The organism is Vibrio sp. 10N.247.310.17 (assembly GCF_041466605.1).
Taxonomy (GTDB): Bacteria; Pseudomonadota; Gammaproteobacteria; order Enterobacterales; family Vibrionaceae; genus Vibrio; species Vibrio tasmaniensis_A.
This window is the reverse complement of record NZ_JBFSTC010000008.1, coordinates 30,563-46,314: the sequence shown is the minus strand read 5'-3', so window position 1 is coordinate 46,314 and position 15,752 is coordinate 30,563. Positions and strand designations below refer to the sequence as shown.

Genomic DNA, 15,752 nt, shown 5'->3' with positions numbered 1-15,752 from the left:
GAGAGGCTCCCACCAAAGTCATGCTTTCCCCTCAATACTGTAGATCTCTTTAAGAGGAAAATTGATGAGCGATCAACCAGTGCGTTTACATCCGATGTTGTTGGACTTTGTTCGTAAGGAGAAGATCTCAAAGCATCTACTGCGAGTAACTGTTACGGGCGACTCTTTAAAAGGGTTCCCTGAAGATCAAAATGGTACACACATAAAAGTGTTTTTCCCCAATAGAGCTAGTGGGATATTGCAGTTACCTTACCGAGAAGGTGAAACTGTGATTTGGCCTGAGCATAAACCCGTGCCCCGAGCCTATACCGTAAGAAAGTATCGAGCTGATGTGAATGAGCTTGATATCGATTTCGTGATCCACGGAACCGATTCTCCCGGCGGCGGGTGGGCAATTAAAGCAGAACAAGGTTTCCAAATTGGCCTTGTAGGTCCTGCTGGGCCTGACCCATTACTTGAACCCGCAGATTGGCATATTATTGCGGGAGACTTAACAGCAGTACCAGCCATTAATGCGATTTTGGAGAGCCTTCCCTCTGACACTCAAGGCTATGTATTTATCGAGATAGAGGATGCCGCAGATAAGCATGATATTCAGCATCCGCAAGGTCTGGTTCTGAAGTGGCTAATTAGAGACGAAAATAGCGATCAATCTCTATTGAGCGAAGCTATTTCCGGCTTAATTGCACCGAATGGATCTCACTCGCTTTCGGCTTTCATTGCGGGTGAAAATGAAAGCGTGATTGCGTGTCGTAAAGCGCTTAAACAAGAGTACAAGCTGTCTAAAAAAGATATGTATGCGATTCCTTACTGGAAACGAGGTAAGGATGAAGAAGCGTACCATGATGAACGTCATGAAGTTATGGATGAAGAGTACTAATCAGCTTTATTGAAGTTATTCGATAGATGTTTCAGCCATGATTTTTCTGATTTAGTAATCACCACAGCAAGTCCATCTTAATAATTAAACTTAGACTAAATGAAGTGCAAGCAGTAAATGAGAATCAATGTAATTTTTAAAATCAATATTGTGTTTAAGTTCGTTGTTGTTTTTTTGATTTCAGCTTCGGCTTCTGTTTTCGCAGAAACCGAAATGACATCTCAAAATACTTACCCCAAGACTTTCGTTAATGCGGATGGCTCACAGACAGTGATCCCATCTAAACCGACTCGAATCCTTTCTACCTCGGTGACGATTAGTGGGACGCTACTGGCTATTGATGCTCCTTTAGCCGCAACAGCACTCACTTATGAAGGGAAGTTTTTTAGTCAATGGGCAGATATTGCTGAACAGAGAAGCGTGGAAAAGGCATGGCCTGCCGGCAGCGTTGATTTAGAGTCTGCCTATATCTATGAACCTGATTTGATTGTTGTAGCATGGCGCGGTGGTGATTCGGCGAGAGATCAAATAGCTGAATTTAAGCAAATAGCACCAACCATTATTTTGGATTACACCGCACAATCATGGCAAGACTTGGCTTTGAGGCTTGGACAGGCGACAGGGTTAGAAGAACAAGCCCAACAAAAAATTAGCCAGTTTGAGTTGTTCGTTAACCAGAGTAAAAACAAGCTACAGATACCAGAAGGCGAAACCAATATTGTGGCGTATTTTGGACCTGGAGCTACCAATGCTATCGCTTTAGAGGATGGCGTTCATGCGGACTTGCTCACTGATCTTGGTTTTAAAATGGAAGTGCAAAATCGTCAATGGCATGACAACACCGTGCCTTTATCAGATTTTATGCGCGTCCACTTTGAACTGCTGACTCAACTTAAAGCCGATACGACATTTTTGCTAGAAGCGAGCGACGACAGCGCTAATCGATTCATGCATGACCCAATCTTGATCAACCTTCCGTCCGTCCAGAATAAACAAGTCTTTGGCCTAGGTGAGAATTCATTTCGTATCGATATGTATAGTGCCACTGAAATCGTTAACGACATTGTTCAGCTTTTTGAACGAGATACAAATGCAGGTTAATGGCTAATGCCAATGGGTAAAGGATGTCCGTGATGACAAGTATTGCTGGTCCTGCAGAAGCATTTGAACAGATAAGAAATGGACAACGACGACGATGGCTGATGGCGGGAGTCGTGTTGTTATTTTTTGCCTCGTGTTTTAGCCTTTTTATCGGCACGCATTACATATCGCCGGTAGTGACTTTGGATGCGATTTTTTCTTTTGATCCAACCAACAGTGATCATCTATTGGTTGTCCACCTTCGAATTCCACGCACCTTGTTAGCTTTAGTTGTTGGCGGTGCGCTTGGTGTTGCTGGCGTTATCATGCAAAGCTTAACTCGTAACCCATTAGCAGATCCTGGGATACTCGGTGTCAATGCGGGGGCGACAGTTGCCATAGTCTCAGCGATAGCCTTTCTGGGCATCCATGATATGGCCTATGTGATGTGGTTTGGTTTACTTGGGGCGGCTGTTTCCGGAGCGGGTGTTTTTGCACTTGCTGGGGTCAATAAAGGGGTTAACCCTGTAAGAGTTGTATTGGCGGGAACTGCTTTGTCGGTTGTGTTGCTTGCACTGACTCATATGATCACAATAAACAGCAATGAAATGGTGTTTGAACAATATAGACATTGGGCTGTGGGGTCATTTCAAGGGCGAGGTTACGATGTCTTGATCCCGGCTGCCATGTTAATAGCCATTGGATTAGTAATCGCATTTTCATTAAGTAAAGCCTTAGATACTGTCTCGTTAGGGGACGATATTGGTCACGCCTTAGGTGTTAACCCGATCAAAATATGGTGTTTTGCTTCTATTGCTATTGTGGTTTTAGCGGGGACCTCTACTGCGGCGGCTGGTCCTATCAGCTTTGTTGGTCTTACTGCCCCTCATATTGCAAGGATGGCGGCGGGGCCGGATCATAAATGGTTGATGCCTTTCTCTTTACTGATTGCATCCATTCTGGCGGTTGTCGCCGATGTGCTAGGCCGGATCGTCGGGTATCCCAATGAGATCAGTGTAGGTATTATGATTGCTCTAATCGGCGGGCCATTCTTTGTATTCTTAGTGAAACGTTGGAAGATATCTCTCCTATGATGATTGAGCCTTACACTCTTCAAAATTCTGGCTCGGGAAGTGTTGTACGCTTCGGTCAGTTTTCTTTCTGTTATCAACCGTCTCATATACTTGTCGCTTTGATTTTGTTGATATCAGTTTGCGCTATTGCAACTTATTCCATGACATTGGGTAAGTTTAATATCTCGTTGCCTCAAGTGGCCGATATCATTCTTGGGGCTGGAGAGAGGGGCGTAAAAGATCGAATAATTCTTAACATAAGACTACCTAAGGTTCTTACTGCGGTCTTTGTTGGGGCTGCGTTAGGCATTTCTGGTGCGGTATTTCAATCGGTATCAAGAAATGCTCTTGGTTCTCCTGATGTCATTGGCTTTACAACGGGGGCTGCTACCGGGGCAATTGCTCAAATAGTTTTGTTTGAGCAAGGGGCTATCGAAGTGGCAATCGCGGCGATAGTCGGCGGAGTAATCACGGCTGTTATCGTTTACTTACTCGCGGTAAAAGCAGGAGTGGTTGGAGGGTATCGCTTAATACTCACTGGTATTGGGGTCGGGTCCATTTTGAGTGCGCTGAACAGCCTGATGTTAGTTAAGGGTAATTTGGACAATGCTATTTTGGCTAATCTATGGCTTGCAGGATCACTGCATGCTAGGACATGGACACATGTTTATCCTGTACTTATAGGGGTATTTCTCCTCCTCCCTTTTATGATGATGCTAAAGCGTGCGCTTGCCATGATAGAGATGGGGGATGACATCGCAACTCAGCTGGGTATCCGAGTTGAGCGAGTCCGTCTTTCTATGATTTTCTTTGCTGTGGTTTTAGCCGCATTCGCGACAGGAGCTGCTGGGCCTATTGCCTTTATTGCCCTTGCTGCTCCTCAATTAGTCGGTCGATTGAGAAAGTCGCGAGCATTATCCTTGTTCTCCTCAGCTCTTATGGGCGCGTTGTTGGTCTTAACCGCGGATGTTTTAATTCAATGGTTGCCTTTTCAAGCAAGCGTGCCGATAGGCAGGATGACGGGTATTGTAGGTGGCATATATTTAATTTGGCTATTGACTCGATCTCGCCAGTTTTAAGCATAGGTACTCATATGATTAATGAGAGCGATACTTCTTAAGTTTACCGATTATTTGTCAAGTATATGAGTGTTAGAGCAAGACTCGTTTTACCGAGTTAGATCAGTACTCAAAAATGACAAGTTGGTCCAATGGGTTATGGTGTACCCAACTGAACTTGAAATTGTGTAACGCTGCCTGTTTTAGCCCCGAAGAAACCAAGCGTAACCTTAAGCAGCAACAAGTCTATTCTTGATGCTACGCTTTCCCAAGCAACTGAATAGCTAGAGCTAATTAGTTAAGTAATTAGCTAAATAAGCAAATAGCTAAAAGTTACTTGGGGATATTGTTTAACATAAATTAAATCAGAAACTTATGAGCCTATCGACACCGGTTAAATCTAAAATCACCTCTCGACTAAATGGAAGTAACCTTAAACTTGCATACGAGAATCGCGTTATTTGTGAAAATCTCGAACTTCATATTCCTGAAGGTAAATTTACGGTCATTGTCGGACCCAACGGGTGCGGAAAGTCGACCTTATTGAGAAGCTTATGCCGTTTATTGAAACCTTCTAAAGGCCAAATTTGTCTAGATGGTCAGAATATCCAAAAAGTACCAGCTAAAGAGTTGGCGAGAGAGTTGGGGTTACTTCCCCAAAGTTCACAAGCTCCAGAAGGGATTCGAGTCGTTGATTTGGTAGCAAGAGGCCGTTATCCGCATCAAAAACTATTTAAGCAGTGGAGCTTAGATGATCAAGAGGCGGTCTTCCAAGCGCTGGAAGATACTGGTGTCACCGATTTGGCCGAGAGGCAGGTTGATGAACTATCAGGAGGTCAGAAACAACGAGTTTGGATTGCAATGGTATTAGCACAAAAGACACCGATAGTATTACTTGATGAGCCGACAACTTATTTGGACGTCGCACACCAGATCGATTTGTTGGAGTTGTTCCGCAGCCTCAATAGAGAGAAAAAACACACTATCGTCGCCGTGCTGCATGATTTGAATCAAGCCTGTCGTTATGCGGATCATCTGATTGCATTTGCTGGTGGAGAAATTGTCGCACAAGGGGAACCTAAGTCTTTAATTGACGCCAAACTCGTTAAGCAAGTATTTGGCTTAGATAGCGTTATTATTGATGATCCCGTAAGTCATACTCCATTGATTGTGCCTCTGGGGAAGTAACTCATATGACTTTTTGTTCAGTTTTGATTTACTCCAGAAATTGTTTGTAGATATTTCTAAGTCTTTTTGTACCTAAATGTGGACTATTGGCATTATTTTGGGCTCATGTGCCTTTTTCTTAAGATACATCTTGTTGATATCATTTATTTTTTCTAGCATGTAACTAAGAGAAATGGATTAGAGGCTCTAATGATAATCTGGTTACAACTCAAACGTTGGGTCAAAGCGAATATCTTTGTTTTGAATGGTAAAAACCTACTGTTTACTTTCCTCGGCTACGTGTTTTTATCGTGGTCGACATTGTATTTAGCGGGTGAAACGGACTTAACCAACTCGTTTACTACATTTGCATACTATTTAGTCGTGACGGCTTCTACAGTTGGTTATGGCGATTTGTCACCGACAACGGAAGCGGGGCGATGGATTGTTATTTTGTTTGTTATCCCTGGAGGGCTCAGCCTTTTCGCTGCTTTACTGGGTAAGGTGGCAACAGAAGGTGTTGAATATTGGCGAGCGGGCTTGTTAGGTAAAAGGAGAGTTAGAGTGGAAAACCACATTTTGATGTTGGGGTGGAATGAACAAAGAACCATTCATCTCATCCGTATGCTGCAACATGAAGAAACGGGCAAGCGACCAATCGTATTATGTACGCGTTCAGATATCGAAAATCCGTTACCCGGTGAGATCAATTTCGTTAAGGTAAACAGCTACACCGATGGTAAAGAGATGGAGAAAACGGGCATTGAGTCAGCCAGCTGTATTCTTATTGATAACCCCGAAGACGACATCACGCTGTCTGCAGCGCTTTATTGTGCGAACCGAAACCCTAAGGCTCATCTTCTGGTTTACTTTAAAGATGAGGCGTTGAGCGATTTACTGCATCAACATTGCCCAAACTCTGAATGTATTCCGGCAGTGGGTGCCGAAATGCTGGCTAAAGCTGCGGTTGATCCCGGTTCAAGTGCTCTTCATCAAGAGCTTTTAAGCTCAACTAGAGGTATGACACAGTATTCGACGTATTACCCTAAAGATGCCGAACCTGTAACCGTCGCGCCTATTTTCTCTGTATTCAAAGAGAAGTATAAAGCAACGCTGATCGCGATTGATACGGGGAGTGGTATAGAGCTTAATCCGGAGTTAGACCAAGTTGTCAGCAGCGGCACTAAGTTGTTTTACATTGCCGATGAGCGAATTGATCATTTCGATTGGAAAGGCTTTTAGGCGGCTATTTGGTCTCTCCTGAAGCGAAAGAAGGCCTCATTGTGAGGCCTTCTTACTATCGTTCGAATATAGCGCAGCTTATTTCTTTTATATGTCTCGCTTTAGAGAGAATGGAAAATTATTGAGCTTCGGCTAATGCGATACCGCGTTGCGTTAACCCGCAAAGCATCACAGGCACAGCGTTAAAGATCTCTTCAAACTGCTCAAGGCCTTCGATGCCTTGTTCTGCAAGCGTAGCAATGGAAGTTTCTGGATCGTAAAGCATGCTTAGTGAAAGCAACACGCCGCCGACCAATGCGTTGTCTTCGCTGTCTTTGGGCATCAGTGTTTCCCAATCATCACGGGCTATCTGCCAACCTTGAAGTAAGCCTTCACAAAAATCGCGAGCTGCTGTATTTACAACTTCTGCATCATCTAATTGACAAGCTTCAGGCCATACCCAAGTACCTTCGATCAGTTCTGGGCGGGTTTTGTTCCAAAGCGCGATGATAACTTCAATGTAGCTTTCCAGCTGTTCACCGTCGGTAAAAGGCGCGACTTCTTCGCCACCCCAAAGGAATGGCAGCCATTCATGAGGGGTTAACACATTTGGAGCGGCTGCCATTGCAGTGACAAAGCCCATGGTTTTGTGTTCTGTGATTAGCTTTCCTTCCAACTCTGGAAGCGCAAGAATATCTTGTAAAGTCAAAGTGAGGTACCGTAAAAGGGAACATATTTGCGCTTATAGTACCAATGAACTTGCGCCAATCAAGCTTCAATCTAAAAACGCTTGATGTCATTAGTGATAAACACTAGGTTAAACAGAAAAGAAAACAACAAGATAATTATGCAAATACGGTCGTCTCTTAAGAAAAAAAGTATGGTAGCGCTTGGTGTATACCTCGCAATGTTCATTGCCATTGTCGGTAGTGTGACGTATTACGTCGTAGAATCTCCTGTACGCGCTAAGTTGCAACAAAATCTCGACTTACGTACACAACTGTTATCGGAATTGATTACAGAGCCCCTCAGTAGCTCTCAAGGTTTTGTTGATAGTTTGGTTGGTTTCGCTCAGGCACAGCGCAGTGATACTGATGTTATACCGTTATTTATTAAGTCAATGTTGGCGGCGAGCGATGACACGATCGTCAGCGCAGGTATTTGGCCAGAACCGCATGCATTGGATTCTGATAAAATCCTTAACAGTTATTTTTTCAACAAAGCCGACGATGGTGATATTGACCAGCTCTTTTCTTATAACAACCCCAAAAATGCGCCTTATCAAAACGAATATTGGTATACATCTGTAGTAAACAAAGTGCAGGGAACCATTGCATGGAGCAATGTGTATATTGACCCATATACACATGTTCAAATGATCACAGCATCTTCACCTTACTATTACGATGGAACTTTTGCAGGTGTCGCGACTGTGGATCTCTCACTCGAAGAGTTGCTCGGCTTTATCAAGAACCATGCGGAAGAATACAACCTTGGTATTACTCTAAGAGACAAACTCAACCAAGTGTTGGTTTCTCATAACTTCAATCTCGTTGATGGGATTTATATTAGTAGTAACCAATTTGGAGAGTTTGGATGGCAAGTGGATGTCGTCAACTCAAAATCACGAGTAGCAGACGAAGTGTTTCGTCAGGTAATGAGCGTTGAAGGCGGTATTGTGCCGCTGTTGTTGTTGTGTGTCATGGCCGGTTATTACTTACTGAACCGCTATTTGATAAGCCCAATCACAACGATTGCCGCCCAAGTTGATAGTTCTAAAGCGGGCGAGATCATCGATGTTGACTACTCTAGTGATGATGAAATCGGACATTTGATCAAAACCTTCAACGAAAAAACCATCTATCTCGAAGCTGAGAAGGTTAAAGCTCAAGCATCAACCAATGCCAAAACGGCCTTTCTTGCGACCTTGTCACACGAAATTCGTACCCCGATGAATGGTGTATTAGGAACGGCTCAGATCTTACTGAAAACCCCTTTGAGCACAGAGCAAGAGAAGCATCTTAAGAGCCTGTATGATTCGGGTGATCATATGATGACGTTACTCAATGAAATTTTGGATTTTTCAAAGATAGAGCAGGGTCGGTTAGATCTGGATGAAACACGATTCCCGCTTGATTCAATTATAGGAAGTATCAACAGTGTCTATTACACATTGTCTTCCGAGAAAGGGCTTCAATTCAAAGTGTACTCCGAAGTGCCTTCTGGCCGTTGGTACTTCTCAGACAAAGCACGCCTTCGCCAAATTTTATTTAACCTCTTAAACAACGCAGTCAAGTTTACCTCTCGAGGCTTTGTCGAGGTGTATCTTAAAGAAGTCGTAGAGGGGAGTGACACCTACCTTAGTATTCGAGTTCGCGACACCGGTATTGGTATATCTAAAGAAGCACAAAAACGTATTTTTAAACCGTTTGAACAAGCTGAGTCTTCGACTACGAGACGCTTTGGCGGTACTGGTCTCGGGTTAGCGATTGTGAAGAAAATTGCCCAATTGATGGAGGGCAGTATTAGCGTCACCAGTGAAGAAGGGATAGGCACCAGCTTCGATGTTCGCTTGAAGATTAAGCCTTGCCAGCCTGGCGAAATAGAGAGCTTGCCACATAAAAAGTTAGATTACTCTGGCTTGAAGGTACTGATTGTCGAAGATAACCGAACCAATACCGTCATTATTGAAACCTTCATGAGCAGTAAAGGCTTTACTTGTAAGAGCGTCGAAAATGGTGAACTTGCGATACAAGCCGTGGTGGCTGAGCGCTTTGATTTGGTATTAATGGATAACCATATGCCAGTGATGGACGGCGTTGAATCAACCACTGCAATTCGAGCTTTGATAGGCGAGATATCATCGGTACTGGTGTTTGGTTGTACGGCTGATGTCTTTAAAGAGACTCGCGAACGTATGCTTGGTGCGGGTGTGGATTATATTATTGCCAAACCGATTGATGAGCGTGAGTTGGATGATGCGTTATTCCGCTATTCAAACAAGCTTTACCAATACCATGAAGTTAGAGCTCATGATCTTGATAGCCTAGATGTAGAAAAAAACGATTCGCAAAGTAACAGCGAGTCACTACCTAAACCTGATCTACGAAACAAAGATAACACAGAAGAGCTACTCGTCACGCTGTACGTTGCGCTCGAAGATAATAACTTAGCGCTGATTAAGTCTGCATTAGAGAGCTTGCGTGTTCATGCTGAACCTATGAATAATGCAAAGCTCACAGATCACGTCGATAAAGCTTTAGAGCAGGTTTCTCTCGGTTTCACTCCTGAACAAGAAATCATCAATAGCATTACGGTAAATCTTCCTATGGCATAGTTGTTGTTTAATTACGGAAATATAATAACAAATCGCTCGTTATTTGACCTTTGTGGGTTTTGTTGGTCGAATTGACTGCTTTTAAAGTGGTTTTTGGTTGTTAATTTACAACTTTATTTTTAATTTGGAATGTATGACTGCTTATATTGTGATTTAATAGTGATATTATCTGGCTAGGTGTAATCTAGCCTTGTTTATGTGTTGTTAAATCGCTAATTAAGTAGTGATATATTTTAGGTTTATCGTCAATGAAGTCTCGTGGTCCATTCTGTATTCGAAACGCAGCTGCGGATACATTCGCTATGGTCGTTTTCTGTTTTATTTCTGGAATGATTGTTGAAGTGTTTATTTCTGGTATGACGTTTGAGCAGTCTCTTGCTTCTCGAACGTTATCTATTCCGGTAAACATAGCTATCGCTTGGCCTTATGGAGTCTTTCGTGATTGGTTCTTGCGTAACGGCGCAAAGCTTTCACAAAACTCATTGATGAAAAATTTGTCTGACTTGGTGGCGTACGTGTTATTCCAGTCACCTGTGTATGCCGGTATTTTATTGGCAGTAGGTGCTTCGAGCGACCAGATTGTTACGGCTGTCACCAGTAACGCTGTTATCTCATGTGGTATGGGCGTGCTGTACGGTTATTTCTTAGATATGTGCCGTAAATGGTTTAGAGTTCCGGGCTACTATCAACAAGCTTAAGAAAAGCAACAAGCGTAAGTACAACGATAGAATGAAATTTGGTTTGTTTTTGATCTAATGAGTTAATTTGTAATCGAACAAACTGAAAAAGGCACTTTTTTTGATAATGCCTCTTGACCAAAGCAAGCAGAATCAATAAAGTAGCGCCTCGTTGAGTGACAAGCTCAACACACAATTTGTGGAAGGATGGCTGAGTGGCTTAAGGCGCTCGCCTGGAAAGCGAGTATACGTTTATAGCGTATCTGGGGTTCAAATCCCCATCCTTCCACCACTATTCAAAACCCTAGCAGAAATGCTGGGGTTTTCTCGTTTTAGAGCACCTATATTTTATCTCTATCTCTATCTCTATCTCTATCTCTATCTCTATCTCTAGCCCAAAGTCCTTTGCCTAGTTATCACGCCTTCCAACGCTATTTATGACCACTTGCTTACTGTGATTGGTATTATACCAATCGTAGTAAATAACTGGTCACCCTAGCTTGTTAAAAACCTCGATAACTTCGTTAGAATTTTTGATTGTAGAATAACTACTTATCGAAAAATTCTGCCTTGTTCTCAAGCTTTTTTCCTACGCTATGTTTGATCACTTATTTACTGTGATTGGTATTACTCAAGTGAAAGCCGAACCACACAGGTGCCATGTCATCGAAAATGCTTCGTTAAGCGGTTTCAAACAGGTTCTTTAAGCTCTTTCCATCTGTCTATCAAGAGTAGATCGAATAAACGAGCATGAGCCTTTAGCTGTCTTGAAGTGACTCGGTGCACAAGTTAGTAAGTGTAAATACGTTCTTGATAAAATGGGATACATGTTCGCAGCCAATTTGTGAGACGCTTGATCTAGTGTCAGTCGAATCACAAGGAAGTTGAATGCATCACTTTAATATCCGCGCTCTTGAGTATTTAAACGCGTTGTCTAAGTATGGCTCATTGCGTAAGGCATCCAAGATGATGAATGTTGACCCTGCTGCAATGAGCAGAATGCTGACCCAGCTCGAAGCGCAAGCGGGAATGAAAGTTTGGGAACGCAACAACCGCCAATCACTGTTAACTGAGGCGGGTAATGAGCTGCTGCATTACTATCGTTCCATTGTTCGTGGAGAGGCTGCAGTGCTTACTCGACTAGCCAAGCTTAAAAACCTCAAAGGAGGCAGTGTCAGTATTGCCATCGGTGAAGGGTTTATTACCAACTTGGTGTCAAAGCCGATGCAAACCTTTATGACCCGTTATCCTGATATCAACCTTTCTATTGAAATTGCTGGGGCATTGGACGCGGTCAAGATGTTGGAAGATCAACAGATAGACTTCGCAATAACCTATGCTTCTGCTCCACATCCTAAACTGCACTCCCACGTTGAACGTAGCCATCCGCTCGAATTGATTGCTCCGAAGGGGCACTTCCTTACGATGAAAGAAGCACCTGTGACACTGCAAGATATTAAGGATGTGTCTTTGGCGTTGATCGACAACTCAACAGGGATGGGTCGATTGGTTAAGCAGGCCGAGCAAATGTCGCATTTCACGTTAGAACCTAAGCTTCAGACGAACTCAGTCACTGCACTGACTAACTTTGTTTCAGCAGGGTTGGGCGTCACCTTTATGCCTAAGCTCACGGTGATCGATGAAATAAAGTCAGGGCAGATTGAAGTGGTTGCGACCGAGTTGGAGATGCTATCGAAGGCGACGGTTAAGGTTCAATCTTTAAAAGACCGCGCACTCACGCTACAGGCCGAAACCTTGTTAGATTTCTTACTCGAAAACGCCACTTTCTTAAGCCATGACGCTTACAATATCTAGGCTTAATCGATTTACTTAGCAACTCCTCCTAAGCGACCAAATACCGCCAATATCACAGTTCCAAATTGCCGAATTCGTTTTTAAGTTGAATTGAGTTTTTGTCAACGCTCCCTCTATTGTTAAGTCAACATGCGCGGAATAAGTTACAAATTATTAACGAAACGAGTTTTAGACTGACAGCTGTGTTCGACAGATTTTGGCTTTGTCGGGCATTAGGAGAAGAGAATGGAAGTTATTGTAATTGGTAGCGGTGTTATTGGGTTAACCAGTGCTTGGTACCTTGCGAAAGAAGGTCATACAGTGACGGTTATTGATCGTCAAGATAGCAGTGGCAAGGAAACCAGCTTTGCGAATGCAGGGCAAATTTCTTACGGATATTCTTCACCATGGGCGGCACCGGGGATTCCGTTGAAAGCAATGAAATGGCTTACCCAAGAGCATGCGCCTCTAAAAGTGAAGCCGTCACTTTCTCCTGAATTAGTTGCTTGGGCGACTAAGATGTTGGCCAACTGTAATGAAGCCAAGTACGCCATGAATAAGTCACGCATGTTAAGAGTGGCAAACTTCAGTCGAGAGTGTCTCACTCATCTAAGAACCAGTGAAGATTTAGCTTATGAGGGCAGGCAGAAAGGCACCTTGCAAGTATTCAGAAGCGAAAAGCAACTCGATGCTATTCAGCAGGATATGAAGCTATTAACAGAGAGTGGGATCGAACACTCGCTGTTTGATGTTGACCAGTGTCTGTCAGTGGAGTCGGGTTTAGCGGACGTTAAAGACAAGCTGGTGGGCGGCTTATACTTACCTCATGATGAAACCGGTGATTGCCATCAGTTCTGTTTAACCTTGACTGAGAAAGCCAAGCAACTCGGTGTTAGGTTCGTGTTTGATACTGAAGTGGTAAGTTTGAATCATCAGAATCAAGCCATTGAGACTATTACAACGACTCAAGGCGAGTTTAAAGCGGATGCTTACGTGGTCGCGTCAGGAAGCTATTCTCGAGAACTATTAAAGCAAGTCGACTTGTCTATACCGGTTTACCCAGTGAAAGGATATTCACTAACATTGCCTATCGTGAATGTAGATAAGTCACCGACTTCGACTGTTATGGATGAAACCTACAAGGTCGCGATGACGCGATTTGATGATCGTATTCGTATCGCGGGTACGGCAGAACTCGCTGGTTTTGACTACCTAATCCCAGAAAAACGCAAAGCCACGATTGATATGGTGATAAAAGATCTTTTCCCACAAGCGGGGGACTTTTCTAAGGCTGAATACTGGACTGGGCTAAGACCAATGACGCCAGATGGCACGCCTATCATCGGCAAGACGCCTATCAAAAATTTATTTACCAATACAGGTCATGGAACATTAGGTTGGACAATGGCATGTGGCTCAGGAAAGATCTTAGCAAGCATAGTCAGTGGCTCTGCCAGTGATATTAAATCTGATGACTTAAGTATCCATCGTTATTTGTAGCGGCATGACACCGTGTTAACTAAAGTCACCCCATTCTTAAACTGTAGAATGGGGTTATGGGTTCTCAAGGAGAAGATTATCTGGTGGTGGTTTCTAGTACATGGGTAAATCTATCCCACGATTTCTGGTCAGCTTCTTGTTGATAGTTGTTTGAGCCGAATACGGTAAAGGCATGTGGCGCACCACTGTAGGTGATCATTTCATGCGGAACCTTGCTTGATTCAAGTTGAGCTGCGAGGCTTCCAAAGTCGTGCATTGAGATCATGGCGTCTGCTGTACCATGGAACACGACAACTGGAGCTTTTGTCTCAGAGTAGTCTTGTCCTTTAGGTGTCGATAAACCGCCATGGAAGGTGACATAAGCTTTCGATGGGATGCCAGCACGAGCGGCTTCTAAAACGGCTGCGCCACCAAAACAGTAACCCATTATCACGTTGTTATCTAAGTTACCACCAAGCCTTTTCGCTTCCATCGCTCCCGCATTAAGTAGTGCACGCATTTTTTCTCTGTCTTTATACAACTCGCCTGTGTGTTGTTTTTTGCCTTTCACTTCGGTAGGGCGAATGCCTTTACCAAATAGGTCGATGGCGAACACGTTGTAACCGAGTTCGTTGAGCATCTCAGAACGTTTCTTTTCGTAATCAGTTAAGCCATCCCAATCGTGAATTAGCAGCACCAAAGGCGCTTGGTCACTGGCCTCACTCCAATAACCTTCGTAATCCATACCATCGACTTGGTAAGTGATGTTTTCTCCTGAAATCGCAGAGAAGGGCAGTAAAACTGAAAACAGGCCGAGCGTTGTGAGTTTTCGCATGCGTTATTCCTTTCGATGACAATTGACGTTCCAATCGAAAGTATAGATAACGCGATGATTCTCGCCAGATTTCAGTTTATAACTTGAATAGCTAAACTGGAGAATAAAGGGAAAAAATTACCAAGATGCGTTGGTTTTGCTAATGCTCATCTCCGGATACTTCCGCTGATAGCGCGGCAACATCGATTCATTGCCTAAGATGCCGCCTTGATGGATGTAGATGATGGTTTTGGTCGGGTTGTCTTCTTGCCAACGTTCCAAGCATTGCCACATCAAAGGGTCATAGAGCAGGTCAAATTCAATGTCGGTTTGCTCTTGTAGATCTAACCAAGTTTGATAATCCTGCTGATACAACTTACCAAAGTGGTGTTTGGTTTTGAGCGGTAAGATCTGCGGGTGATCGGTCTCGCCAAGCTCATTGAACTGCTGCGTTAAGTAGTCACTGCCACCAACACAAGCACAGGTTAAAACCGGGATGTTGTGCAGTTTTAAATGCTTATGAAGATACAGCGCTGTGCTACCAGTACCAGCGGGCAGTGCAACCACAAAATCGTGTTTGTTTTCGAAGCGCGTCCAGCTGAGTATTTCCATCGCCAGTTGCTTCACGCCATATTCAGAAAGCTGAGAACGTCCACCTTCAGGTAACACAATACAATCGGAACCTGGTTGCCTTATTTGTTCAATATACGCTTGTGGATGAAGCTCAGAGCCTGTTTCTTTGACTGAAATAACCTTAGCCCCAAGATCGATAGCGCCACGGTAGTTGCCGAGTGGGCGTTCTTGTAGCCATTGAGGAAGGTGGTCGACGTAAAACTCAAGCGTCCAGCCTTTGATTTTTGCAAGTGCGGCTAGCGAGAACAAGGAGTTAGCTTGAGCGGATCCATAGCTTATTAGAGTGGTGGTGTCTGGGTGATCGTCTTCCAGTAGCTTCATGAACTTTCTGGCTTTGTTGCCGCAAAAGTGGGAGTGAAGCTTATCGTCTCGCTTTAAGAAAAAGGTGTGATCGTTGTATTGATGCTGAGTTACAGGGCTATTATTTAGTTTCATCGCACTTAGACAAAATGCTGACTCAAGAGCCAGCATTTTTAAATCAAAAAGGACTACTGAGTATCTAGTAGCTAGCGAGCGCTGTAAACCAACTAAATCAAGTT

13 protein-coding genes and 1 tRNA gene are annotated in these 15,752 nt (G+C 43.6%); 11 read left to right on the top strand and 3 right to left on the bottom strand.

What is annotated here, in order from left to right; translation table 11 throughout:
- The first annotated feature begins 64 nt into the window (after positions 1 to 64).
- The 6 genes from AB6D80_RS04410 to AB6D80_RS04385 all read left to right on the top strand — a co-directional run bounded on the left by AB6D80_RS04410 (position 65) and on the right by AB6D80_RS04385 (position 6,500).
- Positions 65 to 880, top strand: a complete 816-nt coding sequence (locus AB6D80_RS04410; RefSeq protein ID WP_371694391.1) for a siderophore-interacting protein — start codon at positions 65 to 67, stop codon at positions 878 to 880.
- A 117-nt stretch (positions 881 to 997) separates the two neighbouring features.
- A complete protein-coding gene (fepB, locus tag AB6D80_RS04405; RefSeq protein ID WP_065678739.1) occupies positions 998 to 1,981 on the top strand; it encodes a Fe2+-enterobactin ABC transporter substrate-binding protein in 984 nt (327 codons plus the stop codon).
- A 32-nt stretch (positions 1,982 to 2,013) separates the two neighbouring features.
- A complete protein-coding gene (locus AB6D80_RS04400; RefSeq protein WP_065678738.1) occupies positions 2,014 to 3,054 on the top strand; it encodes an iron ABC transporter permease in 1,041 nt (346 codons plus the stop codon).
- Positions 3,051 to 4,112, top strand: coding sequence for a FecCD family ABC transporter permease (locus AB6D80_RS04395; protein WP_372187879.1), 1,062 nt, complete (start codon positions 3,051 to 3,053; stop codon positions 4,110 to 4,112). The genes AB6D80_RS04400 and AB6D80_RS04395 overlap by 4 nt, the downstream gene beginning before the upstream one ends.
- A gap of 354 nt (positions 4,113 to 4,466) precedes the next feature.
- Positions 4,467 to 5,279 carry an ABC transporter ATP-binding protein gene (locus AB6D80_RS04390; RefSeq protein ID WP_135383939.1) on the top strand — a complete coding sequence of 271 codons (813 nt, stop codon included), beginning with the start codon at positions 4,467 to 4,469 and terminating at the stop codon, positions 5,277 to 5,279.
- 189 nt (positions 5,280 to 5,468) lie between these two features.
- Complete coding sequence (locus AB6D80_RS04385; protein ID WP_009846405.1) at positions 5,469 to 6,500, top strand: potassium channel family protein; 1,032 nt, start codon at positions 5,469 to 5,471, stop codon at positions 6,498 to 6,500.
- Positions 6,501 to 6,618: 118 nt separating this feature from the next.
- Here AB6D80_RS04385 and AB6D80_RS04380 read toward each other — a convergent pair whose 3' ends face one another.
- On the bottom strand, positions 6,619 to 7,188 hold the full coding sequence (locus tag AB6D80_RS04380) for a UPF0149 family protein (protein ID WP_372187859.1): 570 nt from the start codon (positions 7,186 to 7,188) through the stop codon (positions 6,619 to 6,621).
- 171 nt (positions 7,189 to 7,359) lie between these two features.
- Here AB6D80_RS04380 and AB6D80_RS04375 point away from each other — a divergent pair, with 171 nt between their 5' ends.
- The 5 genes from AB6D80_RS04375 (at position 7,360) to AB6D80_RS04355 (ending at position 13,787) form a co-directional block, all read left to right on the top strand.
- The gene (locus tag AB6D80_RS04375; RefSeq protein WP_372187856.1) at positions 7,360 to 9,816 is read left to right on the top strand and encodes an ATP-binding protein; all 2,457 of its coding nucleotides are present in this window, start codon (positions 7,360 to 7,362) and stop codon (positions 9,814 to 9,816) included.
- Positions 9,817 to 10,064: 248 nt separating this feature from the next.
- A complete protein-coding gene (locus AB6D80_RS04370) occupies positions 10,065 to 10,514 on the top strand; it encodes an L-alanine exporter AlaE (RefSeq protein ID WP_371709341.1) in 450 nt (149 codons plus the stop codon).
- 180 nt (positions 10,515 to 10,694) lie between these two features.
- A tRNA-Ser gene (locus AB6D80_RS04365) sits at positions 10,695 to 10,785 on the top strand.
- Between the two features lie 596 nt (positions 10,786 to 11,381).
- A complete protein-coding gene (locus AB6D80_RS04360) occupies positions 11,382 to 12,308 on the top strand; it encodes a LysR family transcriptional regulator (protein WP_372187855.1) in 927 nt (308 codons plus the stop codon).
- 225 nt (positions 12,309 to 12,533) lie between these two features.
- Positions 12,534 to 13,787 (top strand): D-amino acid dehydrogenase, encoded by a 1,254-nt coding sequence (locus AB6D80_RS04355; RefSeq protein ID WP_017101033.1) that lies wholly within the window; start codon positions 12,534 to 12,536, stop codon positions 13,785 to 13,787.
- 76 nt (positions 13,788 to 13,863) lie between these two features.
- Here AB6D80_RS04355 and AB6D80_RS04350 read toward each other — a convergent pair whose 3' ends face one another.
- The gene (locus tag AB6D80_RS04350) at positions 13,864 to 14,601 is read right to left on the bottom strand and encodes a dienelactone hydrolase family protein (RefSeq protein WP_017101034.1); all 738 of its coding nucleotides are present in this window, start codon (positions 14,599 to 14,601) and stop codon (positions 13,864 to 13,866) included.
- 117 nt (positions 14,602 to 14,718) lie between these two features.
- Entirely contained in the window at positions 14,719 to 15,648 is a 930-nt protein-coding gene (locus AB6D80_RS04345; protein WP_029223166.1) for a pyridoxal-phosphate dependent enzyme, read from the bottom strand.
- Between the last annotated feature and the right edge of the window lie 104 nt (positions 15,649 to 15,752).

Coding starts and splice junctions, on each gene's coding strand:
- AB6D80_RS04395 (WP_372187879.1), top strand. CDS start 3,051: ATGATGATTGAGCCTTACACTCTTCAAAATTCTGGCTCGGGAAGTGTT.
- fepB (WP_065678739.1), top strand. CDS start 998: ATGAGAATCAATGTAATTTTTAAAATCAATATTGTGTTTAAGTTCGTT.
- AB6D80_RS04390 (WP_135383939.1), top strand. CDS start 4,467: ATGAGCCTATCGACACCGGTTAAATCTAAAATCACCTCTCGACTAAAT.
- AB6D80_RS04375 (WP_372187856.1), top strand. CDS start 7,360: ATGGTAGCGCTTGGTGTATACCTCGCAATGTTCATTGCCATTGTCGGT.
- AB6D80_RS04385 (WP_009846405.1), top strand. CDS start 5,469: ATGATAATCTGGTTACAACTCAAACGTTGGGTCAAAGCGAATATCTTT.
- AB6D80_RS04360 (WP_372187855.1), top strand. CDS start 11,382: ATGCATCACTTTAATATCCGCGCTCTTGAGTATTTAAACGCGTTGTCT.
- AB6D80_RS04350 (WP_017101034.1), bottom strand. CDS start 14,601: ATGCGAAAACTCACAACGCTCGGCCTGTTTTCAGTTTTACTGCCCTTC.
- AB6D80_RS04355 (WP_017101033.1), top strand. CDS start 12,534: ATGGAAGTTATTGTAATTGGTAGCGGTGTTATTGGGTTAACCAGTGCT.
- AB6D80_RS04400 (WP_065678738.1), top strand. CDS start 2,014: ATGACAAGTATTGCTGGTCCTGCAGAAGCATTTGAACAGATAAGAAAT.
- AB6D80_RS04345 (WP_029223166.1), bottom strand. CDS start 15,648: ATGAAACTAAATAATAGCCCTGTAACTCAGCATCAATACAACGATCAC.
- AB6D80_RS04370 (WP_371709341.1), top strand. CDS start 10,065: ATGAAGTCTCGTGGTCCATTCTGTATTCGAAACGCAGCTGCGGATACA.
- AB6D80_RS04410 (WP_371694391.1), top strand. CDS start 65: ATGAGCGATCAACCAGTGCGTTTACATCCGATGTTGTTGGACTTTGTT.